The following is a 21,979-nucleotide window of genomic DNA, read 5'->3' as shown; positions in this document are numbered from 1 at the left end:
TGTAGCAAAAATTTACTATTTTAGTTATAATTAACCAAAAATTTATTATTAGGAGTAAGAATGAAAGTAGTTGTAATACAAGGACCAAATTTAAATTTGTTAGGTTCAAGAGAGCCAAATATTTACGGTGGTATGAAAATGGAAGATATTCATTCTCAAATGAAAGTAGTTGCAGAACAAAATAGTATTGAAATTGAATTTTTTCAAAGTAATTTGGAAGGTGAATTGGTGGATAGAATTCAAGAATGCATTGGCGATGCAGATGGCATTATTATAAATCCAGCAGCATACACTCATAGTTCAATTGCAATAAGAGATGCTATTGCAGCTGCAAATTTACCTGTCATTGAAGTTCATATAAGCAATCTTGCAAGAAGAGAAGAATTTCGACAAAAAAGTATGATAGAGCCATTTACTGCAGGTAAAATTTCAGGTTTTGGTCCTGTTGGTTATCATTTGGCGATGGTAGCTATGATACAAATTTTTGAACAAATTAAAGTAGCTAAAGCAGCAAGAGAAAATGCACCAAAAGAGAATTAATAATTATATATTAACAGATGAAAATGCTGTATTTTACGAATGCGGTTATAGTTGTGATAATAATATTTTTTTAAACTTAGATGATAGGAAATTTTTTTTAACTGACTCTAGATATGCTATAGAAGCAAAAAAACTAGTTAAAGATGCAGAAATTATAGAGATAAAAAAACCACTAATAGAAGAGTCAAAACTTCTTTTAGAAAAGTTAAATATAAAAGAGTTGGTGTTTGATCCTAATGATTTTAGTTATGCAGATTTTATGGAACTTAGCAAACTTAAAGGTATAAATTTTATATCAGAACCATTTTTTTCAAAAAAGAAAAGAATGATAAAAAGTGATTTAGAGATTCAAAAATTAAAACAAGCAGCCACATTAGGCGCTAGTGGATTTACAAAATTTGCTAATTTTATAAGCAGTAGTAAAAAACAATTAAGCGAAAAAGAGCTTTACTATAATGCAGAACTTATTTTAAAAGATTTTGGAAATTTAAGTTTATCTTTTAATCCAATTATAGCTATAAATGAAAATGGGGCAAAAGCTCACGCCTTACCTTCAAATAAGGTTTTGCAAAATGGAGATTTACTTCTTTTTGACGCTGGAGTCAAGTTTGAAAGGTATTGTTCAGATAGAACAAGAACGGCATTTTTTGATGGGCAAATAGAGTTTAGTAAAAATCAAAAATTTAAATCAAATAAACAAAATGAAATTTATGAAATAGTAAAAGAGGCACAAAACCTAGCTATAAAATCAGTCAAACCAGGAGTTTTAGCAAAAGATATTGATAGGGCTGCTAGAGAGTTTATAAAAAAACAAGGATATGAAAAAGAATTTTTTCACAGCACTGGTCACGGTGTTGGTATAGATATACACGAGTTTCCAAATATTAACCAAAAAAGTGAAGTTGTTTTAAAAGAAGGTATGGTTTTTAGCGTTGAGCCTGGAATTTATATAGAGGATGAATTTGGCGTTAGGATAGAAGATGTAGTTGTTGTAACTAAAGACGGTTGTGAGATTTTATAGAACTTATGGAAATCAAAAGATTAGATAATGGTTTTATACAACTTAGAGATGTTTTAAAATTTCAAAAAAGCATTTTCTTTCCATATAAAAAAGAGCGTAAAAATTTTTATAAATATGAATTTTATTTGGGAATTGGTGGAAATTTAGGTAATAGTAAAAAAAGATTTGAATATTTTTTCCATAAGTTAAAAAAAGATAAGAGATTTTTTGTAAATCAAACCTCTCCTTTAATTTTAAATAAGGCATTTGGATACACAAAACAGCCCGATTTTTTAAATGGAGTTTTAAGGGTTCAAAGCTCAAAAAGTGCAAGTGAAGTTTTAAAAATTATGCAACATTTTGAGAAAATTTTTAAAAGAAAAAGGAGCTTTAAAAATGCTCCACGAACTCTTGATTTGGATATTTTATATTTTAGTAACAAAACAAGAATTAGTAAAAAGTTAATTTTGCCACATCCTGGTGTGAAATATAGAACTAGTGTAGTTTTACCACTAGGATTAATGCTAAATAAGGATTTTAAAAGATGAATATCATAACGTTAACAAGCGGTAAAGGTGGAGTTGGAAAAAGTGTTTTATCTGCAAATTTGGCAAAAATTTTAGCAGACGAAGGATATAAAATATGTTTGCTTGACGGGAATTTATCTTTTGGAAATTTAGATACGATTTTAAATGTAAATAGTGAAAAAAATATATTAGATTTTTTAAAAAATGAAGCTAATTTGCAAGAAATTCTTTTAAATGTAGAGGAAAATTTATATCTTATACCAGGATATAACGGTGAAAAAATACTAGATATATATGATGAAAATTTAAAACATAAAATTAAAAAAGAAATTTTAGAGTTTGAAAATTTTGATTTTTTATTTATAGATACTTCAAATCCTTTTTTAAAAATAACTCAAGATTTTATTGATATAAGTGATGAAGTGATTGTTATTACAACACCTGAACCACCAGCAATTATAAACACTTATACAACTCTAAAGGTGCTATTAAAAGATAGAGAAAATCTATCGATTATTGCAAATATGAGTGATGAAAATGAAAGAGAATTTATTTTTGAAAGTTTGAAAAAAGTACTTAAAAACAACATTAATAAAGAATTTGAATTAGATTTTTTAGGTGGTATAAAAAGAGATAAAAAAATGGTTGAAAGCACAAATGAAAGAACTCTAATAATAGATGAATACCCTTGCTCTATAACTGTAAATAAGTTAAGGAATATAGCATCAAATTTGTTAATTAAGTTTAATAAAAAAGCTATTAAAGTAGAAAAAATAAGTGATTTTCAAGCATTTATAAGAAAAATTTTAGATTTAATTTAAAGAGGTTTTAATGAAATATGAAATTATGTTAAAAGATATTGATTTAATTGAAGAGAAATTGAATTTTAATAAGGAAAGATGTATTACCTTTTTTGGTTCAGCTAGGTTTAGTAGCGATAATAAGTATTCTCAATCTGCTTACAAGCTTGCTAAAAAATTAGCAGATAAAAAATTCACTATTATAACTGGCGGTGGCGGTGGGATAATGGAGGCTGCAAATAAAGGAGCATTTGAGGCAGGACATGGAAAAAGTATAGGTATTAATGCTATTTTGCCAAACGAACAAGAGGTTAATCAGTATGTAAATAATGGAATGGTTTTTTCTACAATGGCATTAAGAAAAGTTGCATTAACTAAAAATTCAGAATCTTTTGTAATATTTCCAGGCGGGTATGGAACACTTGATGAGCTTTTTGAAATTTTTGTTCTTGTACAAAGTCATAAAATAAAAGCTAAAATTTTTCTATTTGGAACTGAGTTTTGGACTTCGCTAATAGACTTTTTAAAAACTTCACTCCTTGAAAATGAAACTATCAAAGAAGAGGAGCTAGAGATATTTAAATTAAGCGATGACATAGAATATATATATGAAGAAATTATAAAAGATTAAAGGAGAAATTTGAAGATATTAGTAGCTATGAGTGGCGGTGTTGATTCATCAATGGTAGCAAAAACTTTAAAAGATGAAGGTCATGAAATAATAGGTTGTTATATGAAATTACATGATAATCCAAAGTATCATGAAGAAAATATAAGAAAAGTTAAAAAAGTTGGCGAGTTTTTAGGTATAGAAACTAAAGTTTTGGATTTGCAGAAAGAATTTCAATCATCTGTATATAATCCATTTGTAGAAATTTATAAAAATGGCAAAACACCAAATCCATGTGCATTATGCAATCGTACAATAAAACTTGGTAAACTGCTTGAGTATGCTTTATCTTTAGGCTGTGAGAAGTTAGCTACAGGACATTATGTAAGAGTTGAGGATGGGCTTTTAAAAGTTGCAAGAGATTTAAGTAAAGATCAAAGCTATTTTTTGGCAAATACTGACCCAAATTCATTAAAATATATGATTTTTCCACTTGGCAATACTTTAAAAAGTGAACTTAAAGAACGGGCTAAGAAATTTCCAGAGCTAGAAGCAATAGCTGGGCAAAAAGAAAGTAGTGAAATTTGCTTTGTAGAAAAGACATATATTGATATTTTACAAAAGCATTATGATACAGATAAACCTGGTTTGGTAAAAGATTTAAAGGGTAATGTTATTGGAAAACATAATGGCTATATGCATTATACGATTGGGAAAAGAAAAGGCTTTACAGTAGATGTAGCGCATGAACCACATTATGTACTAAAAATAAATTCAAAAAATAATGAATTAATAGTTGGAAAAAAAGATGAATTAAAACAAAGTGAGTTTGAATTGGAAAATTTAAACAAATTTACAAAACTAGATGATGATTTTAAAGGCTATGTAAAAATTCGTTATAGATCGCCTATGAATAAAGCAAAAATCATTGATCATAAGGTTTATCTAGATGAACCAGCTTACGGTATAGCAAGTGGGCAACTTGCAGTTTTCTATGATGAAAATGATAAGGTTATAGCAAGCGGGTTTATAAAATAAATATAGATTTTAGGTAAAAGCAGATTGTCTTTTACCTAAATTTATCTTGCAAAAATTTATATTTTATCTTAAAAAAATATAAAAAAGGAATGTAAAAGTGTATGATGTAAGTATAATTGTTCCTATATATAATACAGAAAAATATATAGAAAAATGTTTAGTATCTTTATTTGAACAAGACTATAAAAATATAGAATATGTTTTTATAAATGATGAAACTATGGATAATAGTATGCAAATTTTATCTAATGTTTTAAAAAGATATCCCGACAGAAAAGAAGATGTAAAGATAATAAACAATGAAAAAAATTATGGTAGTTCTATGTCAAGAAAAATTGGCATAGAAGCTTCAACGGGACTTTACACTATACAAATTGATTCTGATGATTGGTGTGAGCTTGATATGATAAGTTCTTTATACAATAAAGCTGTAAGTGAAAATGCAGACATCGTATGTTGTGATTTTTTTGAGAATTGTATGCTAAAAAAGGTTTATGTAAAAGAAGACTATGATATTATATTGGAAAAAGATAGTATTATAAATTCATTTTTTTTAGGAGAGATACACCCTTCTCTTTGCAATAAACTAGTTAAAAGAAATCTATATAATAGTCTGGATTTTCCAAAGGGTAGCTTTGGTGAAGATTTATATATAAGCTTGCAGCTTTTTTATTTTTCAGATAAAATTTCGTATTTAAATAGTGCTTTTTTACATTATAATAGAGTAAATTTATCATCGGTAACATCTAGAAAAAATAATATCAATGATATTAAGGAAATTTTTTTAAAAGTTAAAAATTTTTTAGAATCAAAAGAGATTTATGATAAGTTCAAAGATGCTTTTCATTCCAAGATTTTTATAATGACAATAACTAATTATAATGGTAATTTTTCAAAAACAATAAATAGTATATCAGAGGATCTTAATAAACTTAAATATATCTATATAGCCAAAGTAGGTTTTATGAAAAAAATAGCTTTTACCATTGCATTTTTTGGTTTTGATGGCTTGTATTTTTCTATAAAAAGGGGCTGGATGGGTGTTAAAAAAGGTATTAAAATATGAGATTAAACCAGTTATTTGCATTGCTATGATAAGGATATATGGTGTATGATATAAGTATAATTGTTCCTATATATAATACAGAAAAATATATAGAAAAATGCTTAGTTTCATTGTTTGAACAGGATTATGATAATATAGAATATATATTTGTAAATGATAAAACTATGGATAATAGTATGCAAATTTTATCCAATGTATTAAAAAGATATCCTAATAGAGAAAAACATGTAAAAATAATAAATAAATTAAAAAATGAGGGCTTGGGACAGGCTAGAAAAACTGGTTTTGAAAACTCAACAGGAAAATATATAATACATATTGATTCTGATGATTGGTGTGAGCTTGATATGATAAGCTCCTTGTATTCTAAAGCAAAAGAAGAAAATGCGGATATAGTTTGCTGTGATTATTTTGAAAATTATAGTAATAAAGAAATTTATGTAAAACAAAATTTGAAAAATCCAATCAAAAATTCAACAAGCCTAATCTATAAATACACATTATGGCCTATGGTTTGGCTGTATTTGGCTAAAAAAGATTTATATAAAAATGTAGAATTTGCAGATTTTTCTTATGCTGAAGATAACTATCTTACAACCCAGCTTTTTTATTGTTCTAAAAAGTCAATACATATAAATTTTGGATATTATCACTACAATAGGGCAAATGAACACTCTCTTACAAAAAAATATGATATACAAAAAGAGATAGATGGGTTGAGAGTTTTAGATACAAAACTTAGAATATTTTTTAAAAAAAAGAATATTTGGGAAAGATATAAAAGCCAGCATTTTAGTTTTATAATAAGAAGCATAGCACCAAAGGCTAAAATGGACTTTTTCAAAGCCATTGAGGAAATAAATCCAGATGCAAATAGCGTTAAGCATATTATAAAAGATGATAATCTTGGTATTATAAAAAAAGCTTTTTATTCTTTAATATTTATTAAAATGCTTTGGCTTTTTTGTTTAGCGCAAGATTTAAAAACGATTTTTAAAAAGAGTAAATTATGAAAATACAAAATAGAAAAATAGGCAAAAATTATCCGCCACTTGTTATAGCCGAGTTGGGTATAAATCATGGTGGGGATTTGAAAACTGCAATGCAAATGGTTGATGCAGCTCATAAAAGTGGAGCAGAGGTTATTAAACATCAAACCCATATTGTTGATGATGAGATGAGTGGGGCTGCAAAAAAAGTCATACCTGGGAATGCAAAAAAATCAATATATGAAATAATGCAAGAGTGTGCATTAAATGAAGATGATGAGATTAAGCTTAAAGAATATATAGAGTCAAAAGGAATGATTTTTATAAGCACACCTTTTTCAAGAGCGGCTGCTAATAGACTTGAAAAAATGAATATAAGCGCTTATAAAATAGGTTCGGGCGAATGTAATAATTATCCTTTAATAGAACATATTGCACAATTTAAAAAACCAATGATAATAAGCACGGGTATGAATAATATAAATTCCATTAGAAAAACTGTTGAAATTTTGCAAAAATATAGTATTGAGTATGCACTTTTGCATACAACAAATTTATACCCAACTCCACCACATTTAGTAAGACTTGGTGCTATGGTTGAGATGATGAGAGAATTTCCAGATGCAATTATTGGTTTATCAGATCACACTACATCAAATTTAGCTTGTTTTGGTGCTGTTGCACTTGGTGCTTGTATTTTAGAGAGACATTTTACAGATTCTATGCAAAGAAAAGGACCTGATATAATAAACTCAATGGATCCAAGAGCTTTAAAAGAGTTAATTGAAGGCAGTAAAGAACTTGCTTTAATGAGAGGCGGAAAAAAAGAAGCAGCAAAAGAAGAGCAAGTTACTATTGATTTTGCCTTTGCTAGTGTTGTTAGTATTAAAGATATTAAAAAAGGTGAAAAATTTAGTAAAGAAAATATTTGGGTAAAACGACCAGGAATTGGCGAGATAAAAGCTGAGTTTTACAAAGATTTAATAGGAAAAGTATGTAAAAATGATATAAAAAATGATACACTTATATCATGGAAAGATATAGATGAATAAAAAAAAGATAGTATTTTTAAGTGGAACTAGGGCTGATTTTGGGAAGATAAAATCTCTAATAAAAATATTAGAAAATAGCGAATTTGAGAGTTACATTTTTGTAACTGGTATGCATATGCTTTCAAAGTATGGATATACAATAAATGAAATTTATAAATCTAAATTTAAAAATATATTTCCTTTTATAAACTGTGGTGATGGCATGGATATTATTTTATCAAATACCATAAATGGATTTTCTAAATATATAAAAGAGATAAAGCCAGATATGATTGTAGTTCATGGTGATAGAGTTGAAGCTGTGGCTGGAGCTATGGTTGGAGCGTTAAATAATATTTTAGTAGCACATATTGAAGGTGGCGAAATTTCGGGAACTATTGATGAGCTCATAAGACATAGTGTATCAAAGATTTCTCATATACACTTAGTTTCAAATGAAGAGGCAAAAAATAGACTTATTCAAATGGGAGAAAAAAATAGTAGTATTTTTAATATTGGAAGTCCTGATATTGATTTAATGAGTAGTCCAAATTTGCCAAGTATAAAATTAGCAAAAGAGTATTATGGGATTAGTTTTGAAAAATATGCTATTGCTTTATTTCACCCTGTAACTACTGAGCTTAAAATTTTACCAAAGCAAGTTAAAATTTTTTGTAACAGTTTGATAAAAAGTGATTTAAATTATATTGTAATATATCCAAACAACGATGTTGGTAGTGATATTATTTTAAATGAATATGACAGATTTAAAAATAATGCTAAGTTCAAAATTTTTCCATCTATCAGATTTGAATATTTTTTAACACTGCTTAAAAATTCACAATTTATAATAGGAAATTCAAGTGCAGGGATAAGAGAAGCACCTTATTATAAAATTCCGACAATAAATCTAGGTACAAGACAAAATAATAGAAGCAAAGATATAAAAAATATAGACTTTAAAGAAGAGGAGATAATTAAAACAATAAATATAGCTTTGCAGGAAGATAGTGCTGAATATTGTGTTGATTTTGGAAATGGCAATAGTGCTATTAAATTTTTAGAAATTTTAAGAAATAGTAAAGTTTGGAATACGCCTTTGCAGAAAATTTTTGTGGATATAGTATGAATATTTTATCAATAATACCAGCACGCGGAGGCTCGAAAGGCTTTAAAGGGAAAAATATATTTCCTTTGTACAACAAGCCATTAATAGCTTGGAGTATTGAGGCAAGTTTAAAGTCAAAATACATAACAAAAACTATTGTAAGCAGTGATGATGATGAAATTTTAGAAATATCTAAAAATTATGGTTCACAAATCATTAAAAGACCGGATGAATTGGCTCTTGATTATACTCCTAGTGAACCAGTTATTACACATGCTTTGAAAACCTTAAATGAAAATTTTGATTTTATTGTATTTTTACAACCAACTTCTCCACTTAGAAATTCAAGTGATATAGATAGTGCAATCAAGATGTATTTGGATAAAAAATCTAAATCTTTAATTAGTGTTAAAGAGGTCGATAATAAATTTCTTAAATCATTTTTATTAAATGATAATAAATTAGAGCCGATAAACAATCCTAAATTTCCATTTACAAGAAGACAAGATTTGCCAAAATTATATATGCCAAATGGTGCAATTTATATAGTTGATTATAGATATTTTTTAGAAAATGAACAGTTATTTAGTGATGACTGTGTGGCTTTTGTTATGAGTGATGAAAAAAGTATAGATATTGATAGCTATGAAGATATTATTAAGTGTGAAAAAGTGCTAACAAGATAAAATGTATTTTAAAAATTTATTTAATAACTTATCAACCTATTTGTTTATTGATATTTTTAATAAGCTTATTCCATTTATAATGATAGCTATACTTACTAGATACCTATCACCACAAGATTATGGTTATATATCTATATTTAGTGTTTTAGTTGGTATTTTTAGTATTTTTATAGGGTTTAGCGTTGTCGGTATTATAAATACAAATTTTTCAAAAATGCAAAAAGAAGAGCTATCTAATTTTATTGCAAATTGTATTTTAATACTATTTTTTTCCTTTATTTTCGTATTTATTTTCGTATTTATTTTTAAGGATTTTATATATAGTAAGTTTGACCTTAATTATACTTGGCAAGTTTTAGCTATTTTTACATCCTTTTTTGGATTTTTTACAACTATAAATTTAAATCTTTGGATGATGGAACAAAAACCTAAAAAATATGGAATTTATCAAATCTTAAATGCTGTAGTCATGTTTATAACTATTATTCTAATGGTTGTTGTTTTTAAATTAAAATGGCAGGGACAAATTATAGCTATATTTCTTACATCATTTGTTTTTGGATTAATAAGTATAGTGCTAATATACAGAAGGGACTATTTTAAATTTAATATTAACTTAGAATATATAAAAGAGGCTTTAAATTTTGGTATTCCGCTTATGCCACATGCTATTGCTGGATTTATTATAACTAGTGCTGATAGGTTGATTATAAAAGATATTCTTGGAGCTAATGAGGTCGGAATTTATGCAACTGCTTATCAATTTGGTATGATTATGAATTTAATAACTGCATCTTTTAATAAAGCATATATTCCAGAGCTTTTTAAGACTTTATCAACAAATCCATCTATAAATGAAAAGATAAAAATGGTAAAGTTTTCATATTTATGCTTTTTTATTTTTATTTTATTAGGCGTTATTAGTGGGCTGTTTTTAGGCTTATTTATGAAATTTTATGTTGGAAATGATTTTATCGTTGCTTCAAAATATGTTATTTATTTTACTATTGCATTTAGTTTTAGTGGAATGTATTTAGTTGTGACTAATTATATTTTTTATGTTAAAAAAACTAAAGGTCTTGCCGCGATAACATTTATATCATCATTGTTGCATTTAGTTTTTTTATATGTTTTTGTTGGAAAATTTGGACTTTTTGGCGCTGTTTATTCTTTAGTTATTACTAATTTTATTATTTTTATATTTACTTGGATATATTCAAATAAAGTCTATCCTATGCCTTGGAATTTATTAAAATACAAAAAGCGAGCCTTATGAATAATATTTTTGTATGTGAAACATCTTATCATGTGTTGAACTCCATAAATTTGGTTTTAAACGACAAAGAAATAAAAAATAAAAACAATGATATTGTAATTCTTGATATTTTTAGTGGTTGTGACGAAATGGCTGAAATTTTGATTGACAAAAAAATATTTAATAATGTTTATATTGTTAAGGACTATACGAAATTTTATAAATCAAAATTTTATAAATTGTTTTGTCTTGTTTTTGGTAAAAAATTAATTAATAATTACATAAAAGATGGTAAAAAAATAGAGTTTAGTAAATATAAAAATATATATTTCTCATCATATACATATTTTGCCATGGCTTTTGTTATTGCTATCAAAAATAGTAGTTGCATCATTGTGGAGGACGGACTTGGTACATATTTAAATTACAGCAATTTGCAAAAAACATTCTATCTTGAGTTTTTTGATAATTTTTTTGCAAATAAGAGCATTTTTAAAAAGCCTAAACAAATATATTTATATGAGCCAAATTTTATATTATATAATTTTGAAAATATTTGTAAAATTCCGAAACTAAATTCTAAAATGATTTATGAGTTAAAATTAATTACCAATTATAAGGATAATCATAATTATAAGGATAATCATAATTATAAGGATAATAAAATTATATATTTTACTCAACCTTTAAGTGAAAGAGGAATTTTATCTTTTGATGAAGTTGAGACTGAACTTTTAAACTCATTGCCAAAATCAAATTCAATAATAAAAAAACATCCAAGAGAGTTAGTTAAAAATTATGAAAATTTTGACATAAAATTAGATAAAAATAACAATATTTGGGAACTTGAATGTTTTGATATAAATGATAAAAAAATCCTAATATCTGCTTTTTCAACTACTCTTTTTACTCCAAAAATTATGTATGATATGGAGCCATATTTGATTTTTACATATAAAATTTTTAATGTAAAAATAGATAATTTAGAAAATATCATTCAAAAGATAATTGCATCCTATTACGATAAAAGTAAAATTTTTATCCCAAAAACTATAGATGAGTTCAAAAAAACCATAAAAAATTTAGAAGAAAGTTAGGATTTGATTTAGTCAAAATATAAAATTTTATAGCTTTTTAAAGCTAAGATTAGATAAAATTTGCACAATTAATTTGAAAGGTTAAAATGCGAGGCTATAAAATTTTCTCTGGGACTGCAAATGTTGAATTTTCTAAAAAAATTTCAAAATATCTATCTTTGCCATTAAGTGATGTTAGTATAAAAAGATTTAGTGATGGTGAGATAAGTGTTCAAATAGGGGAAAGTGTCCGCGGAAAGGATGTTTTTGTAATTCAGCCAACCTGTGCTCCTGCAAACGAAAATTTAATGGAACTTTTAATCTTAAGCGATGCGCTAAAAAGAAGTAGCGCAAGCTCAATAACTGCTATCATTCCATACTTTGGTTATGCAAGACAAGATAGAAAAGCAGCCCCAAGAGTTCCAATTACAGCAAAGCTTGTAGCAAATATGCTCCAAACTGCAGGCATTAATAGAGTTGCAACTATGGATTTGCACGCAGGGCAGATTCAAGGATTTTTTGATATTCCAGTTGATAACCTTTATGGTTCTATTGTTTTTATGGATTATTTGAAATTTAAAAATCTTAAAAACCCAATTGTAGCAAGTCCTGATGTTGGTGGTGTAGCAAGAGCTAGAAGTTTGGCTAAGAAAATAGGTCTTGATATGGTTATAGTAGATAAAAGACGCGAAGAAGCCAACAAGAGTGAAGTAATGAATATAATAGGCGATGTAAATGGAAAAGATGTTATCTTGGTTGATGATATGATTGACACTGCTGGAACTATAGTAAAAGCAGCAGCAGCATTTAAAGAAAGAGGGGCAACAAGTGTTATGGCATTTTGCACCCATCCTGTACTTAGTGGTAAAGCTTATGAAAATTTAGCAAGCGGGGCACTTGATGAGCTTGTTGTAACCGATACAATTCCTATAAAAGATGAACCAGGTAGTGAAAAGATAAAAATCATAAGCGTAGCACCGCTTTTTGGAGAAGTAATAAGAAGAGTTTATCACGACGAGAGCGTAAATAGTTTGTTTGTTTAAATTTACAAATTAATGCTTATTTATATCAAAAATTGTAAATAAGTATTATATTTTGTAGTTTGTGGTGTGATTATTTTTATCTTATATATTTTAAAAGTTAGTAAATTTTATAAATATCCATACAAATTTCTAATCTGAAATTTTATTTTATACTTATTTTATTAGCAAAATTTAGCATTAAAAGTATAAATAGATATTTTAACCAATATAATAAATTAATAAGGCAAATAAATGGCTAAAAAAGAAACAAGAACTGATTTTTGGGTTTATGAATTATTAAAAGATGCTGGTATAGAAGATAAATTGACTCCACAAGGCAGTGATATATCGCAGATAGATAATGCACTAAAAACAGCTTCAAAAAGAGGTACTGGTAAAGTCGGGTTTCCTGAATATATAGGTATCGTAAAAGATTTTGTGATAGTTATAGAAGATAAAGCGAGTGTAGATAAACATATAGCAAGAGATGAAAAAAATTTAATTGCGGAAGATGTTAAAAGTATTACAGATTGTGCTGTAAATGGTGCTTTGTTTTATGGTAAACATATTATTAAAAATACAAATTACAAAAAAGTTATAGCATTAGGAATAAGTGGTGATAAGAAAATTCATAAAATATCACCGCTTTTTATTGATGAAAGATGTAGTTATGAAGAGTTGCCAGAACTTGAAACTCTTATCTCTTTTAGCGAAGATAATATTTTAGAATACTACACAAGAGAAATTTTAAAAGAAAAAACAGATATAGAAAAACAAACTGTAGAGATTTTAAAAGAAGCACAAATTTTACATGAAGATATAAGAAATTATGGGAATATAGAGGATAAAAACAAGCCTTTAATAGTTTCAGGCATTTTATTGGCACTTAAAGAGATAGAGCATGGTTTTTTACTTGATAATTTAACAGGTGATCAAATTACAACTGATGGACAAAAAATATATAGTCAAATAGAAAATAATTTAAGGCGTGCAAATGTTTCTCCTGATGTTAAAAGAGATAAGCTACTTAGTCAATTTTCAATCATAAGAGATAATACAAAAATAAACGAAATAAACCCAACTCTTGGAAAAACTCCAATTAAGTATTTTGCAGAGTTTTTATATGAAAGTATATATAAAAGCATAAGATTTAACTCATCTTCCGAGGATTTTTTAGGTCGTTTTTACGGTGAGTTTATGAGTTATAGTGGTGGTGATGGGCAAAGCCTAGGTATAGTTTTAACGCCAAAGCATATAACTGAGCTTTTTTGTGATTTATTAGATTTAAAGCCGGATGATAAAGTAATTGATCCTTGTTGTGGAACAGCGGGGTTTTTGATTGCGGCTATGCATAATATGATTAATAAAACAAATGATAAAAGTCAACAAAACAACATCAGAAAAAATCAATTATTTGGAATAGAAGAACAAAGTTATATGTTCACTATCGCAACTACAAATATGATACTTAGAGGAGATGGTAAAAGCAATCTTGAAAATAAGGATTTTTTAGCACAAAATCCGTCTAAACTACAATTGCAAGGCTGCAATGTTGGTATGATGAATCCACCTTATTCTATGGGGTCAAAGGCAAATCCAACATTATATGAAATTAATTTTACGAAACACTTATTAGAAAGTGTAACTATAGATGGCAAAGTTGCAGTAATTGTTCCGCAATCAACATTTACAGGAAAAACAAAAGATGAGCAAACAATAAAAGAAGAAATTTTAAAAAAACATACTTTAGAGGGTGTAATTACTTTAAATAAAAATACTTTTTATGGAGTTGGAACAAATCCTTGTATAGCAGTATTTATAGCAGGTATTCCACATTCTAAAGATAAGAGATGTAAGTTTATAAATTTTGAAAATGATGGATTTGAAGTTTCAAAACATATAGGGCTTATTGAAACTCCAAGTGCTAAAGATAAAAAGCAACATTTGTTAGATGTTTGGTTTGATGAGATAGAAGCTCCAACTAAATTTTGTGTTAAAACTACTATTGAGCCAAGCGATGAGTGGTTACACTCTTTTTATTATTTTAATGATGAAATTCCAAGCGATGAGGATTTTAGAAAGACAATTGCTGATTATATTACTTTTGAGGTAAATATGATAACTCACGGCAGAGGATATTTATTTGGCATTGATAATGGGGTAGAAAATGAAAAATAAATTAACCTTACAAGATGTTGAATGGAAAGAGTTTAAAATTAAAGATTTATTTAAAATAAAAAGAGGCAAAAGACTAATTGAAAAAAACAGACACAAAGGCGATGTTCCATATATATCTGCAACAAGTAGCAATAATGGAATAACGGATTTTATAAATAACCCTTTATTTATAGAAAATAATAAACTTGTTGTTACTACTTTTTGTGATAGTTATTACATTGAAGGAAATTTTACTGCAAGTGACGAAATAACTATGTTAGGAAATAAAAATTTAAATAAATATAATGGACTATTTTTAAGTAGCATGATAAAAACAAATCAATCTAAATATGCTTTTGGCAGAAAAGCTTTTACTGATAGAATTTCTACGCAAATAATAATGCTTCCAATAGATAAAAATGGTAATCCTAATTGGCAATTTATGGAAGATTATATAAAACAAGAAGAAAAAGAAATAGTAAACAAAGTTGTAAAATACTATCAAAACAGACTTGATGAAATTTTTAAAAATGTTGCGGGGGGGGGGCAGACACTAAATTCCATTAAATATGAAAATGTTAATTGGAAAGTTTTTGAATTTAAAGCAATTTTTAGAGAAATTAAAAGAGGCAAAAGGCTTACAAAAGCAAATCATATTGATGGAAAAACTCCATATATCTCATCAAGCGCCTTAAACAATGGTGTAGACAATTTTATATCAAATAATGACAATATTAGAAAATTTGACAATTCATTATCTCTTGCAAATAGCGGTAGTGTGGGAGCTTGTTTTTACCATAAATATGAATATGTGGCAAGCGACCATATAACAAGTTTAAAACTTGATGATGAAAATGCAGATGAATATATCTATTTATTTATGGCAACCATAGTAAAAAGATTAGAAGAAAAATACTCATTTAATAGAGAAATAAATGATATTCGAATAAAAAGAGAAAAGTTAATTTTGCCGGCAGATGAAAACGGAAATCCTAATTTTGAATATATGAGTAATTTTGTCAAGAATATACAAAAAGAAAATATTGAAAAAATGCTAAACTATATATAATTTCGGCGATTGTATTAAATTACAAAAATAAATACACACTAAATATTATATAAGTGGAAAGAGTTTTTTATTGGTGGCGAAGAAGGAATTTTTGATATCCGTTCTGCAAGTAGCGGAATTGATAAAGATAAATTAAATACTGAATAAGGAAATATTCATTATATAACTAGAGGCGATATATAATGGAATAAACTTATTCATCTGAAAAAATCAAAGTAAAATATAAGCTAGATACTGGAAATGTTATAACGATAGGACTTGATGCACAAACTGGTTTTCATCAAAAAAATAGTTTTTTACAAGTCAGAATATTTAAGTGTTAAAAATGATAATTTAAATACTAAAATAGCTCTTTTTGTTATACATTTATTAAAAATACAGATGAAAAAGTTTAGCTAGGGCGGAAATGGTGCCGCGTTAGGACATCTAAAAAGAGCGAAACTAATGTTGCCTCATTAATAAACAAGGAAACCCTGATTGGTAATTTATGGAAGATTATATAAAATTTATAAAACTTGAATACTATGCCCAAATTATAAAATGTTTGATTTAAATTTATTTATTAAAATATATTTCAAATTTCCAAATTTTAACTTTATTATAGATGTTTTTTACAAATATGTAAAAACTAATTAATTAATCTTTTTGATAGATTAAATTTAGTATAATGTTTAGTTAAAAAATTAACTAGGAAATACATGTCAAATATAAGAAATTTTAGCATAATAGCACATATAGATCATGGAAAAAGTACATTGGCTGATAGGATTATAACAGAGTGTAAAGCTGTTGAAGATAGGGTTATGAGCAACCAAGTTATGGATAATATGGACATAGAAAAAGAGCGTGGAATTACCATTAAAGCTCAATCTGTTAGGCTAAACTATGAACTAAATGGCGAACATTATGTGCTAAATTTGATAGATACCCCAGGACACGTTGATTTTAGTTATGAAGTTTCAAGAAGTTTGGCAAGTTGTGAAGGGGCTTTGCTTATAGTTGATGCTAGTCAAGGGGTTCAGGCCCAAACTATCGCAAATGTTTTTATAGCACTTGAAAATGACCTTGAGATAATCCCTGTTTTAAATAAGATTGATTTACCAGCTGCAAATCCAGAGCGTGTAAAAGATGAGATTGAGCATATTATAGGGCTTGATTGTAGTGATGCTATAGAAGTTAGTGCTAAAACTGGACAAGGGGTAAAAGAGCTTTTAGAAGCAATAATTAAAAGAATTCCAGCTCCAAAAGTAGCTCCAGACAAACCGACAAAAGCTTTGATTTATGATAGTTGGTTTGATAGTTATTTGGGAGCTTTAGCTCTTGTTAGAGTCTATGACGGAAGCATTAGCAAAGGCGATGATGTTATAGTTATGGGCACAAATAAAAAGCATGAAGTTTTAAATTTGATGTATCCAAACCCAGTAGCACCTATAAAAACTGATAAAATTGATAGTGGAGAGGTTGGCATTGTAGTTCTTGGGCTAAAAACTGTAAGCGATGTTCAAGTTGGAGATACAATAACGCTAGCAAAAAACAGAGCATTGGAACCAGTTGATGATTTTAAAGAGGCAAAACCATTTGTTTTTGCAGGACTTTACCCTATTGAAACTGATAAATTTGAGGACTTAAGAGACGCTTTGGATAAGCTTAAATTAAACGATAGCTCGCTAAGTTATGAGCCTGAAACTTCTGTTGCTTTAGGTTTTGGTTTTAGAGTGGGGTTTTTAGGACTTTTGCATATGGAAGTTGTAAAAGAAAGATTAGAGCGCGAGTTTGATCTTGATTTAATAGCAACCGCACCTACTGTTACCTATGAAATTCACTTAACAGATGGAAGTATAAAGATGATTCAAAATCCAAGTGAATTACCGCCAGTTAATAGCATAGAATCCATAAAAGAGCCATATGTAAACTCAACCATTATAACCCCAACTGAATTTTTAGGAAATATAATAACCTTTTTAAATATTCGCAGAGGAATTCAAACTAAAATGGACTATATTACAACAGATAGAGTGCTTTTAGAGTATGATATACCTATGAATGAAATTGTTATGGATTTTTATGATAGGTTAAAATCAATCACAAAAGGATATGCAAGTTTTGATTATGAGCCTTGTGGATACAGAGTTGGAGACCTTGTAAAGCTTGATATAAAAGTAGCTGGTGAAAATGTAGATGCTTTATCCATTGTTGTTCCGCGAGATAAGGCGGTTTCAAAAGGTAGAGATTTGGTAAAAGCTATGAAAGAGATTGTCCCAAGACAGCTTTTTGAAGTTGCAATTCAAGCAAGCATTGGAAATAAAATTATAGCAAGAGAAAATGTAAAATCTATGGGTAAAAATGTAACTGCAAAGTGTTACGGTGGTGATATAAGTAGAAAAAGAAAACTTCTAGAAAAACAAAAAGCAGGTAAAAAAAGAATGAAGTCAATAGGTAAAATCAACTTACCAAGTGAAGCATTTTTAAGTGTATTAAAAATTGACTAATTTTTAATAAAACACAATATAAAGTAAAAAATTTACTACCAAATCCCTTAAGTTGGGAATACAATAAAAATATTGTTTAATTGAAAGTTAATATCAATTAAACAATATTGATTTAAATCAATATTTTTTTATTTTAATTCTGATATAATTTTCAAACAAATGACATATTGATAATAGAATTGTATTTAAGATACATTTATGATAGGTCAAACTAGGAGGATGCTTTGGCAAAAGGGAAAAAACAATTTTTTGTTTGGTCTTCAATTATGATAGGTATTGTTGTGGGGCTTATTTCGTCTATGGGGGTAGCTGATGTGCTTCACATGACAGGACATGGATATACCTGTACCATGTGCCATACTATGGATCCTATGAATGCTTCATATCATGAAGATGTGCATGGAGGTAAAAACAAACTAGGCGTAAAGGCACTATGTTCAGATTGCCACCTTGATCACACTAACTCTTTTACATATGTCTTAACAAAAATGAAAGTTTCTATAAATGATGGTTACAAAACTGTTTTTACAGATACAAATAAGATTGATTGGCGTAGAAAAAGAGAGGAGCGTTCACATTTTGTATATGATAGTGGATGTTTGAAATGTCATTCAAATTTAGAAGATGTTATGCAATCAGGTAAAGCATTTTTACCACACAGAGATTATTTTGTATTAGGCAATAAAAACAATAAATCCTGTGTAGATTGTCATCAAAATGTAGGACATAAAAATTTAGGTTTGTTTATTGATAAATTTGAAAAAACAAAAGAAAAAAATAACTAAAAGTTAAAACACCAAAAAGGAGAAAAGATGTTTAAAAAAGTAGCTGTATTTTTAGCCTGTTTGATGACATTTTCATTAAGCGTAAATGCTAACGAAACCGAATCAAACAACACAGGCTTAAGCATTGTTTTTACAAAAAACTTAAAAGTTGATCGTAAAATGGATGCGCTAGCTAAAAGCTGTGTTGAATGTCACGCTGAAAAAACACCAGGCATTGTTGCTGACTGGAAAGAGAGTCGCCATGCGCATGTAGGAGTTAGCTGTACAGACTGTCACTCGGTAAAAGCAGACAACCCAATGGCTTCAGCAAAAGTTCACCCAAAAGATTCAAACAATCATGTATCAATGCTAGTTAGCCCAAAAACTTGCGCTAATTGTCATGAGCATGAAGTTGATGAGTTTACAAAAAGTGGTCATGCAAGAGGTGCTATGCAAATGTATGCAAAACCAGCAATGGTAAAGCTTATGTATCACTATGAAGGTGCTGATCATCCTGATTTTAAAGACGCTCCTGATGCAACTGGTTGTACTCAGTGTCACGGAACCATAATAGAGCTTGATAAAGACAATAGACCAGTAGCTAAAAGTTGGCCAAATTACGGTATAGGTAATGTCTATCCTGATGGTGGTGTTGGAAACTGTAAATCTTGCCATAGTGTTCATAAATTTAGTGTGGCAGAAGCAAGAAAGCCTGCAGCTTGTGCATCATGTCACTTAGGACCTGATCATCCAGATATTGAGATATATAATAACTCAATGCATGGACATATATTTAATGCAGAAGGAAATACATGGAAATATGATAGCGCACCTGATACTTGGGACGTTCCTGACTTTAGAGCTCCAACTTGTGCTGCTTGTCATATGAGTGGTGTTGGTGAAACAACTGTTACGCACAATGTTTCAAGAAGATTAAAATGGAATCTTTGGGCACCAAGAAGTAATGAAAGAACAGCTGGTTTTGAACAAGCTGCATATGACTACTGGAAAACTGGTGAAATCAACAAAGGAACACCACTTGCTGGACACCCTGAGGGACCTGAAGCAGCTAGAAATGAGATGAAAGCAGTATGTAAAGCTTGCCATACAACACTACATACAGACAACTTCTTTACAATGGCTGATAAACATGTAGGGCTTTACAACTTCTACTTTGATGAAGCTAAAGAGATGTTAGATGATTTAAAATCTAAAAATCTACTTTTAGAAGATGAGTGGAGTGATGAGTTCCAAGTGGTATACTATCACTTATGGCACCATCAAGGTAGAAGAATGAGACAAGGTGCTTTAATGGGAGGACCTGATTATTCTCATTGGCATGGAGTTTTTGAAGTTAAAAATGACATTAGAGAACTTAGAAAAATATACAAAAAAAGAATAGAAACAGGTAAAATAGAAGATTAAAAAAAGAGGCTTTGCCTCTTTTTGCGCTTCCTAAAGTTACCCACTATATCCAGCTTGCAATCAAACGCAAGCTGGATACAACACAAAAAACCTCTAAAAAATTTAAAAATATCAAATAAATTTACAAACAGATGTTAATATTAAAGCAATTTTTAAAAGGAGTTATATATGAAAAAACTTTTTTTAGTAGCTTGCATTGCTTTTTTTATCATTGGATGTGGTCCTAAAAATAAAGCTATATCTTTAAATCAGTACAGTACTCACTCAAAAATCACAGATAAAAATATAGAAAAAATTTATATAAATAGTATAAATGATAATAGGGAAATTAAAAACTATGTGGCTACTGTAAAAGATAGATATGGCAACATTAAAGAGTATATAAACTTAAACGGAAATTTAGAAATTTGGTTTAAAGAATCTCTTGTGAAAGAGCTTTATTCAAGGGGAATTTCTGTTATAGATAGTGCAGACACAGTAGTAGATATAAATTTAACTAAATTTAGTGGAAATTTACAAGGTTTTAGTGGTGAAAATTTAAGCGCTGAGGCTAGGCTAACTATAAATTTTAAAAGATGGAATAATACTATAAAAAAAGATGTTTCCCAGACTCAAAGTAAATTTACTCCATTGGTTAATGGAGGTGCTTTTGATTCATACTTAAATGATCTTTTAAAAGATATGGTTATTAGAACTGCTAAACAAATTAGCTTAACTATTAAGCAGCTAAATAACTAATGAGGTGCTTAAATTGTGGGGTTTTTAGCTTATCTTTTATCTGTAAAAATTGTAAAAATATACTTTTAGAACACACTTTGCAAAAACGAAATATTAACGGTTTAAATGTCTACTCTTTTTACAATTACAGTGAAATTAAAACATTAATACACTCAAAGCATCATTTGCATGGACTTTTTGCGTATAAAGAGTTGGCAAATTTAAGCTTTAAAAAATTTGCTAAAAGATATAAATTTGACACAAGGGTATTAGCAGTTCCTATTGATGATAATATAGATAACGGATATTCACATACAGCCATTTTAGCAAATTCCTTAAAATCCAAAGATATTGCCCCCAAATTTAACATTATAAAAGCGAGCTCCTCTATAAAATATAGTGGTCAAAGTTTGGAGTTTAGATTAAAAAATAGAAGAAATTTTAAACTGCTAAAAAGTATTAAAAATCCTATTATTTTAGTCGATGATATTATTACAACTGGAACAACGTTAAATGAAGCCCATGAAGTTTGTAAAAAAGCTAAAATAGAGGTTCTTTTTGCGCTAGTTTTAGCTAATGCAAAAGAAAATTTGCTATAATTAATACTAAA

Annotated in this window: 21 protein-coding genes; all 21 read left to right on the top strand. The window is 28.2% G+C overall.

Annotated elements, in window-relative coordinates:
* The first annotated feature begins 60 nt into the window (after positions 1-60).
* The 21 genes from aroQ to CBLAS_RS07450 all read left to right on the top strand — a co-directional run bounded on the left by aroQ (position 61) and on the right by CBLAS_RS07450 (position 21,968).
* Entirely contained in the window at positions 61-540 is a 480-nt protein-coding gene (gene aroQ / locus CBLAS_RS07550; RefSeq protein ID WP_106872156.1) for a type II 3-dehydroquinate dehydratase, read from the top strand.
* The gene (locus CBLAS_RS07545) at positions 521-1,561 is read left to right on the top strand and encodes an aminopeptidase P family protein (protein WP_106872154.1); all 1,041 of its coding nucleotides are present in this window, start codon (positions 521-523) and stop codon (positions 1,559-1,561) included. The genes aroQ and CBLAS_RS07545 overlap by 20 nt, the downstream gene beginning before the upstream one ends.
* 5 nt (positions 1,562-1,566) lie before the next feature.
* Entirely contained in the window at positions 1,567-2,088 is a 522-nt protein-coding gene (gene folK / locus CBLAS_RS07540) for a 2-amino-4-hydroxy-6-hydroxymethyldihydropteridine diphosphokinase (RefSeq protein WP_172658207.1), read from the top strand.
* The gene (locus CBLAS_RS07535) at positions 2,085-2,888 is read left to right on the top strand and encodes a P-loop NTPase (RefSeq protein ID WP_106872152.1); all 804 of its coding nucleotides are present in this window, start codon (positions 2,085-2,087) and stop codon (positions 2,886-2,888) included. The genes folK and CBLAS_RS07535 overlap by 4 nt, the downstream gene beginning before the upstream one ends.
* Positions 2,889-2,898: 10 nt before the next feature.
* Positions 2,899-3,498 (top strand): LOG family protein, encoded by a 600-nt coding sequence (locus CBLAS_RS07530; RefSeq protein WP_106872150.1) that lies wholly within the window; start codon positions 2,899-2,901, stop codon positions 3,496-3,498.
* Between the two features lie 9 nt (positions 3,499-3,507).
* A complete protein-coding gene (gene mnmA / locus CBLAS_RS07525) occupies positions 3,508-4,515 on the top strand; it encodes a tRNA 2-thiouridine(34) synthase MnmA (RefSeq protein ID WP_106872148.1) in 1,008 nt (335 codons plus the stop codon).
* 97 nt (positions 4,516-4,612) lie between these two features.
* Positions 4,613-5,581, top strand: a complete 969-nt coding sequence (locus CBLAS_RS07520; protein ID WP_106872146.1) for a glycosyltransferase family 2 protein — start codon at positions 4,613-4,615, stop codon at positions 5,579-5,581.
* A 41-nt stretch (positions 5,582-5,622) separates the two neighbouring features.
* Positions 5,623-6,594 (top strand): glycosyltransferase family 2 protein, encoded by a 972-nt coding sequence (locus CBLAS_RS07515; RefSeq protein ID WP_157940033.1) that lies wholly within the window; start codon positions 5,623-5,625, stop codon positions 6,592-6,594.
* On the top strand, positions 6,591-7,622 hold the full coding sequence (locus CBLAS_RS07510) for an N-acetylneuraminate synthase family protein (protein ID WP_106872142.1): 1,032 nt from the start codon (positions 6,591-6,593) through the stop codon (positions 7,620-7,622). Before CBLAS_RS07515 ends, CBLAS_RS07510 begins: the two co-directional genes overlap by 4 nt.
* The gene (neuC, locus tag CBLAS_RS07505; protein WP_106872140.1) at positions 7,615-8,730 is read left to right on the top strand and encodes a UDP-N-acetylglucosamine 2-epimerase; all 1,116 of its coding nucleotides are present in this window, start codon (positions 7,615-7,617) and stop codon (positions 8,728-8,730) included. Before CBLAS_RS07510 ends, neuC begins: the two co-directional genes overlap by 8 nt.
* Positions 8,727-9,395, top strand: a complete 669-nt coding sequence (locus tag CBLAS_RS07500; protein WP_106872138.1) for an acylneuraminate cytidylyltransferase family protein — start codon at positions 8,727-8,729, stop codon at positions 9,393-9,395. The genes neuC and CBLAS_RS07500 overlap by 4 nt, the downstream gene beginning before the upstream one ends.
* A gap of 1 nt (position 9,396) precedes the next feature.
* Positions 9,397-10,671 carry an oligosaccharide flippase family protein gene (locus CBLAS_RS07495; protein WP_106872136.1) on the top strand — a complete coding sequence of 425 codons (1,275 nt, stop codon included), beginning with the start codon at positions 9,397-9,399 and terminating at the stop codon, positions 10,669-10,671.
* Positions 10,668-11,747 (top strand): polysialyltransferase family glycosyltransferase, encoded by a 1,080-nt coding sequence (locus CBLAS_RS07490; protein ID WP_106872134.1) that lies wholly within the window; start codon positions 10,668-10,670, stop codon positions 11,745-11,747. Before CBLAS_RS07495 ends, CBLAS_RS07490 begins: the two co-directional genes overlap by 4 nt.
* A gap of 86 nt (positions 11,748-11,833) precedes the next feature.
* Positions 11,834-12,769 (top strand): ribose-phosphate pyrophosphokinase, encoded by a 936-nt coding sequence (locus CBLAS_RS07485; RefSeq protein WP_106872132.1) that lies wholly within the window; start codon positions 11,834-11,836, stop codon positions 12,767-12,769.
* Positions 12,770-13,000: 231 nt separating this feature from the next.
* Entirely contained in the window at positions 13,001-14,926 is a 1,926-nt protein-coding gene (locus CBLAS_RS07480; RefSeq protein ID WP_106872130.1) for an HsdM family class I SAM-dependent methyltransferase, read from the top strand.
* The gene (locus CBLAS_RS09605) at positions 14,916-15,974 is read left to right on the top strand and encodes a restriction endonuclease subunit S (protein ID WP_172658206.1); all 1,059 of its coding nucleotides are present in this window, start codon (positions 14,916-14,918) and stop codon (positions 15,972-15,974) included. The genes CBLAS_RS07480 and CBLAS_RS09605 overlap by 11 nt, the downstream gene beginning before the upstream one ends.
* A gap of 698 nt (positions 15,975-16,672) precedes the next feature.
* Complete coding sequence (gene lepA, locus CBLAS_RS07470; protein WP_106872128.1) at positions 16,673-18,463, top strand: translation elongation factor 4; 1,791 nt, start codon at positions 16,673-16,675, stop codon at positions 18,461-18,463.
* A gap of 224 nt (positions 18,464-18,687) precedes the next feature.
* Positions 18,688-19,248 carry a cytochrome c3 family protein gene (locus tag CBLAS_RS07465; RefSeq protein ID WP_106872126.1) on the top strand — a complete coding sequence of 187 codons (561 nt, stop codon included), beginning with the start codon at positions 18,688-18,690 and terminating at the stop codon, positions 19,246-19,248.
* 27 nt (positions 19,249-19,275) lie between these two features.
* The gene (locus CBLAS_RS07460) at positions 19,276-20,652 is read left to right on the top strand and encodes a multiheme c-type cytochrome (RefSeq protein WP_106872124.1); all 1,377 of its coding nucleotides are present in this window, start codon (positions 19,276-19,278) and stop codon (positions 20,650-20,652) included.
* Positions 20,653-20,820: 168 nt separating this feature from the next.
* Positions 20,821-21,390 carry a YajG family lipoprotein gene (locus CBLAS_RS07455; protein WP_106872122.1) on the top strand — a complete coding sequence of 190 codons (570 nt, stop codon included), beginning with the start codon at positions 20,821-20,823 and terminating at the stop codon, positions 21,388-21,390.
* Positions 21,390-21,968, top strand: a complete 579-nt coding sequence (locus CBLAS_RS07450; protein ID WP_106872120.1) for a ComF family protein — start codon at positions 21,390-21,392, stop codon at positions 21,966-21,968. The genes CBLAS_RS07455 and CBLAS_RS07450 overlap by 1 nt, the downstream gene beginning before the upstream one ends.
* Positions 21,969-21,979: the final 11 nt, after the last annotated feature.

This window comes from Campylobacter blaseri (assembly GCF_013201895.1).
Taxonomy (GTDB): Bacteria; Campylobacterota; Campylobacteria; order Campylobacterales; family Campylobacteraceae; genus Campylobacter_B; species Campylobacter_B blaseri.
Note: the sequence above shows the minus strand (reverse complement) of the source record. Positions and strands in the feature narration are given on the sequence as shown.